A 3964-nucleotide genomic window follows, 5' to 3' on the forward strand; every position below is an offset into this window, starting at 1 on the left:
AGCGCTGGTGCGCGACCTGCGGGTGGAGCTGGACGAGGGCGGGCTGCGCGGGTCGTTCCTGGTGCGCGACCTGCGCACCGGCGCCGAGGTGGGCATCGACCCGGACCGCGAGTACCCGATCGCGTCCCTGGTCAAGGTCCCGCTGGCGGCGGCGACGCTGGAGCGCGTCCGCCGCGGCGAACTCGACGCCGCGACCCAGCTGGAGGTCCCGCCCGGCCGCGTGACCACACCCGGCCCGATCGGCTTGACCCGCTTCCGCCACCCGGCCCGCATCGCGGTCGAAGACCTGCTCTACCTGAGCACGTGCCTCAGCGACGGCCAGGCGGCCGACGTCCTGTTCGGCCTGACACCCCCGGCCGAGGTCGCGGCGCTGCTGACCGGCTGGGGCCTGACCGGCATCGCGCTGCGGCACGAGCTGCGCGACCTGGTGGAAACCCCGGCCGAGCGCTTCGACGCCGGCGAGGCGGACCTGGCCCACGCGCTGGCGATCGGCGCGGGAACGGCGGGCCAGGGCCACCGCCTGGCCCAGCTCGACGTATCACGCGCGAACACGGCGTCTGCCCGCGCGCTGCTGGAGCTGCTGCAGGCGCTGTGGACCCCGTCGAAGATCGACCCGGCGGTGGCGGCGGGCGTGCGCGACCTGATGGCGAACAACGTGCTCCGCCACCGCCTGAGCCCGGACTTCGCTTCGGACGCGGCGAAGTGGTCGTCGAAAACGGGAACGCTGCTGAACCTGCGCCACGAGGCGGGCGTCGTCGAGCATGCGGACGGCGGCGTGTTCGCCGTGGTGGCGCTGACGGAATCCCGCGTCCCGGCGGTGGTCCAGCCGGAGGCGGACGTCCTGATGTCCCGCGTCGCCCGAGCCCTGCGCGACCACCTCCGCGGCACCTGAGAAAACCGCTTGGGGCGGCGGTTTCCGTCGGCTTAGGCTCCGCCAGTGTCCTTCACGAGACCGGAACCGCCGTACTACGCGGTCATCATCACGAGCGCCTTGGACGAGTCGAACCTTGACGGGTACGCGGCGATGGACGAGCGGATGGCCGAGCTGGGCCGCGCTCAGCCGGGGTATTTGGGCCGGGAGTCGCGCACTGCCGCGGACGGCCGGGAGCTGACGGTGCTGTATTACCGGGATGCCGAGTCGATCGCGGCTTGGAAGCAGCATCCGGAGCATCTCGAGGCGCAGCGGCGGGGGCGGGAGGAGTGGTACGCGAACTACCACATCGAGGTGGCGAGGGTGGAGCGCGCTTACGGCTTCACGCGGCAGGAGTAGCTGGCCGCACGGGGATCGCGGGCGGGCTCGGCCGAGTTCGCCGACGCTCGCGCCGGCCGTAGCGCAGGGCCGCCGTAAACCGATCGCAGCTCCCGGCTCGGCCGATCCTGCCGGGCGCAACCGCGCCCGGCAGCCCACCGGTCACCCTCAAGCCGGTGTCGTTACCCCGAACTCCACCTCCTCCGTCGTCAACGTGCCCGCCGTCCGGCCCGGCGCCGTCTGGTACTGCCAGTACATGTTCGTGTGCGCGATCACCTGACCCGGCGGCGGCGCACCGTACGCCGACAGGTCTTCCGTCGTGTGCGCGTCCGACACCAGCACCGCGTCGTATCCCCGCGCCAGCGCGCCGTGCAATGTGGACCGGATGCACGCGTCCGTCTGCGCGCCCGCCACCACCAGCGAGCCCACCCCGCGCTCGGCCAGGACCGCCTCCAGGTCCGTCGCCTCGAACGAGTCGCCGTACTCCTTGTGCACCAGCGGTTCCGCCTCGCGCCGCGCCAGCTCCGGCACGTACGCCCACGGCTCGCTGTCGCGCGGCAGCTCGGCGCTGGTGTGCTGCACCCACACCACTTCCGTGCCGGCCGCGCGGGCCTTGTCCACCAGGGTCACGATGTTGGCGAGGACCGTCGAGCGGTCGTGGGCCGAGGACATCACCCCGTTCTGGACGTCGACGACGAGCAGGGCGGTCTTCGTGCGGTCGGTCAGTGTGGTCATGGGCGGAACGATAACCGCCACCACCGACAATTTCCGGAAGTAGCATGGCCCGCCATGGACTACGGGATGCTGTTGCTGGGTGTGGTCGTGCTGGTCGTGGTCGTCGCGCTGGGTTCGTCGGCCACCGATCGGCGGCTGACGCGGGTCGATCGGCGGCTCGCGCGGATGGAAACCAAGCTGGACGCCATCGCCGAGAAGCTCGGGGTGACCGTCGAGGAGCCCGGGCTCGACGAGGTCGTCGCGCTGGTGCGGCAGGGCCGGAAGATCCAGGCGATCAAGGTCTACCGCGAACGCACCGGCGCCGACCTCAAAGACGCCAAGGACGCCGTCGAGCGCCTGGGCTGACCTACGGCGCCCCGCCGATGTGCTTGGCCGACACGGCCTCCCACACGGCGTCGAAGTTTTCGTACCGGTCGCCGTCGGGCAGGCCGCCGAGGGGGCCGAGCACCGAGTCGCCGCCGCCGGACGCCGCCGCGCGGCGCAGGAGCTCGTCGCGGCCGCACGGGTACCGCGTCTCGGCCAGGTGCTGTTCGAGGCTGGTTCGTTCCGGTGCGGACATACCTGTCGCGTACCCGCCGCGCCCGGGCCGAAACTCAGCCCACGACGATCGTGTGCTCCCCGCGCGGCACGAGTTCCCCGATCACCGGGTACCCCGGCAGCTCGCCGGCGACCAGCAGCCCGCCGGACGTCTGCGCGTCGGCCAGCAGCAACGCCTCGTCCGCGGAGACCGCGAGGTCGGCGTGCGGTGCGACCCAGTCGAGGTTGCGCCGGGTGCCGCCGCTGACGTACCCGTCGCGCAACGCCGCCCGCGCGCCGTCGAGGTACGGCACCGCCGCCGGGTCGATCCTGGCCGTGACACCGCTGGCCCGTGCCAGCTTGTGCAGGTGACCCAGCAGGCCGAAGCCCGTGACGTCGGTGGCGCACGTGGCCCCCGCGTCCACCGCCGCACGCGCGGCCGGGGCGTTCAGCGTGGTCATGACGTCGATCGCCTGCTCGAACCGTTCCCCGGTGGCCTTGTGCCGCGAGTTCAGCACCCCGACGCCGAGCGGCTTGGTGAGCGTCAGCGGCAGCCCCGCGCGGCCGGCGTCGTTGCGCAGCAGCCGCGACGGGTCCGCCACGCCGGTGACGGCCAGGCCGTACTTCGGTTCCGGGTCGTCGATGCTGTGCCCGCCGGCGAGGTGGCAGCCCGCCTCGCCGCAGACGTCGAGGCCGCCGCGCAGCACTTCGGCGGCCAGCTCGAACGGCAGCGTCTCGCGCGGCCAGCCGAGCAGGTTGACCGCCACCACCGGCGTGCCGCCCATGGCGTAGACGTCGGAAAGGGCGTTGGCGGCGGCGATCCGGCCCCAGTCGTAGGCGTCGTCGACCACCGGCGTGAAGAAGTCCGTCGTCGCGATGAGCGCGGTGTCCCCGGAGATCCGGACCGCGGCCGCGTCGTCGCCGGTGTCGAGCCCGACGAGCAGCTCGCCGGGGGGATCGACGGGGGAGGCGCCGGTGAGGCCGCGGACGGCCGCTTCGAGTTCGCCCGGCGGGATCTTGCACGCGCAGCCGCCGCCGTGCGCGTACTGCGTCAGTCGGTAACCCACGGGTTCATCGTGCCCGCCGGCCGCGACCTTGGCAGGATGGCTGCCATGGTGCAGGGAGGCGTATCCGGCCTGGTGACCGGCGCGATCTTCAAAATCGCCGAGCGGCAGGTCCTGCCGCTGGCGGGTTCGATTCCCGTCCGCCTCCGCCATGCCTGACCCGCGCCGCGCGATCCCGCGCACCGACGCGCTCCTGGCCGAACCCGGGATCGCCAAAGCCGCCGCCGAACTCGGCCGTGACCTGGTGAAATCCGTCATCCAGGACGTCCAGCGGGCCGCGCGCGCCGGGGAACTGGCCCCGGCCGACGTCGCCGCCACCGTGCTCGCGCGGCTGCCCGGGAGCGCGTCTTCGCTGCGGCCGGTGCTCAACGCGACCGGCGTCGTCGTGCACACCAACCTC

At 73.0% G+C, this 3964-nt stretch carries 6 protein-coding genes, 1 tRNA gene and 1 pseudogene; 5 read left to right on the top strand and 3 right to left on the bottom strand.

What is annotated here, in order from left to right:
- Together G3I65_RS33665 and G3I65_RS33670 are read left to right on the top strand one after the other, a co-directional pair.
- Positions 1-892, top strand: an 892-nt coding sequence (locus G3I65_RS33665) for a serine hydrolase (protein WP_239071619.1), incomplete at its 5' end; no start/stop codon positions are given.
- Between the two features lie 45 nt (positions 893-937).
- The gene (locus G3I65_RS33670) at positions 938-1270 is read left to right on the top strand and encodes an antibiotic biosynthesis monooxygenase (RefSeq protein WP_160699679.1); all 333 of its coding nucleotides are present in this window, start codon (positions 938-940) and stop codon (positions 1268-1270) included.
- Positions 1271-1417: 147 nt separating this feature from the next.
- Here the strand turns inward: G3I65_RS33670 and G3I65_RS33675 are convergent, their stop codons facing one another.
- The gene (locus G3I65_RS33675; RefSeq protein ID WP_160699680.1) at positions 1418-1984 is read right to left on the bottom strand and encodes an isochorismatase family protein; all 567 of its coding nucleotides are present in this window, start codon (positions 1982-1984) and stop codon (positions 1418-1420) included.
- A 54-nt stretch (positions 1985-2038) separates the two neighbouring features.
- On the opposite strand from G3I65_RS33675, the gene G3I65_RS33680 reads away from it, so the two are divergent.
- On the top strand, positions 2039-2329 hold the full coding sequence (locus tag G3I65_RS33680) for a ribosomal protein L7/L12 (protein WP_160699681.1): 291 nt from the start codon (positions 2039-2041) through the stop codon (positions 2327-2329).
- A 1-nt stretch (position 2330) separates the two neighbouring features.
- On the opposite strand, the gene G3I65_RS33685 is transcribed toward G3I65_RS33680, so the two are convergent.
- Together G3I65_RS33685 and selD are read right to left on the bottom strand one after the other, a co-directional pair.
- Positions 2331-2543: a DUF2795 domain-containing protein gene (locus G3I65_RS33685; RefSeq protein WP_160699682.1), complete on the bottom strand. Its 213-nt coding sequence runs from the start codon at positions 2541-2543 to the stop codon at positions 2331-2333.
- A 34-nt stretch (positions 2544-2577) separates the two neighbouring features.
- Entirely contained in the window at positions 2578-3567 is a 990-nt protein-coding gene (gene selD / locus G3I65_RS33690; protein WP_160699683.1) for a selenide, water dikinase SelD, read from the bottom strand.
- Between the two features lie 54 nt (positions 3568-3621).
- On the opposite strand from selD, the gene G3I65_RS33695 reads away from it, so the two are divergent.
- Positions 3622-3716: transfer RNA gene (locus G3I65_RS33695), tRNA-Sec, on the top strand.
- A pseudogene (locus tag G3I65_RS33700) lies at positions 3716-3964 on the top strand (L-seryl-tRNA(Sec) selenium transferase); the annotation flags it as partial. The gene G3I65_RS33695 and the pseudogene G3I65_RS33700, both read left to right, overlap by 1 nt.

Origin of the sequence: Amycolatopsis sp. SID8362 (assembly GCF_010550475.1) — a bacterium.
GTDB classification, from domain to species: Bacteria; Actinomycetota; Actinomycetes; order Mycobacteriales; family Pseudonocardiaceae; genus Amycolatopsis; species Amycolatopsis eburnea.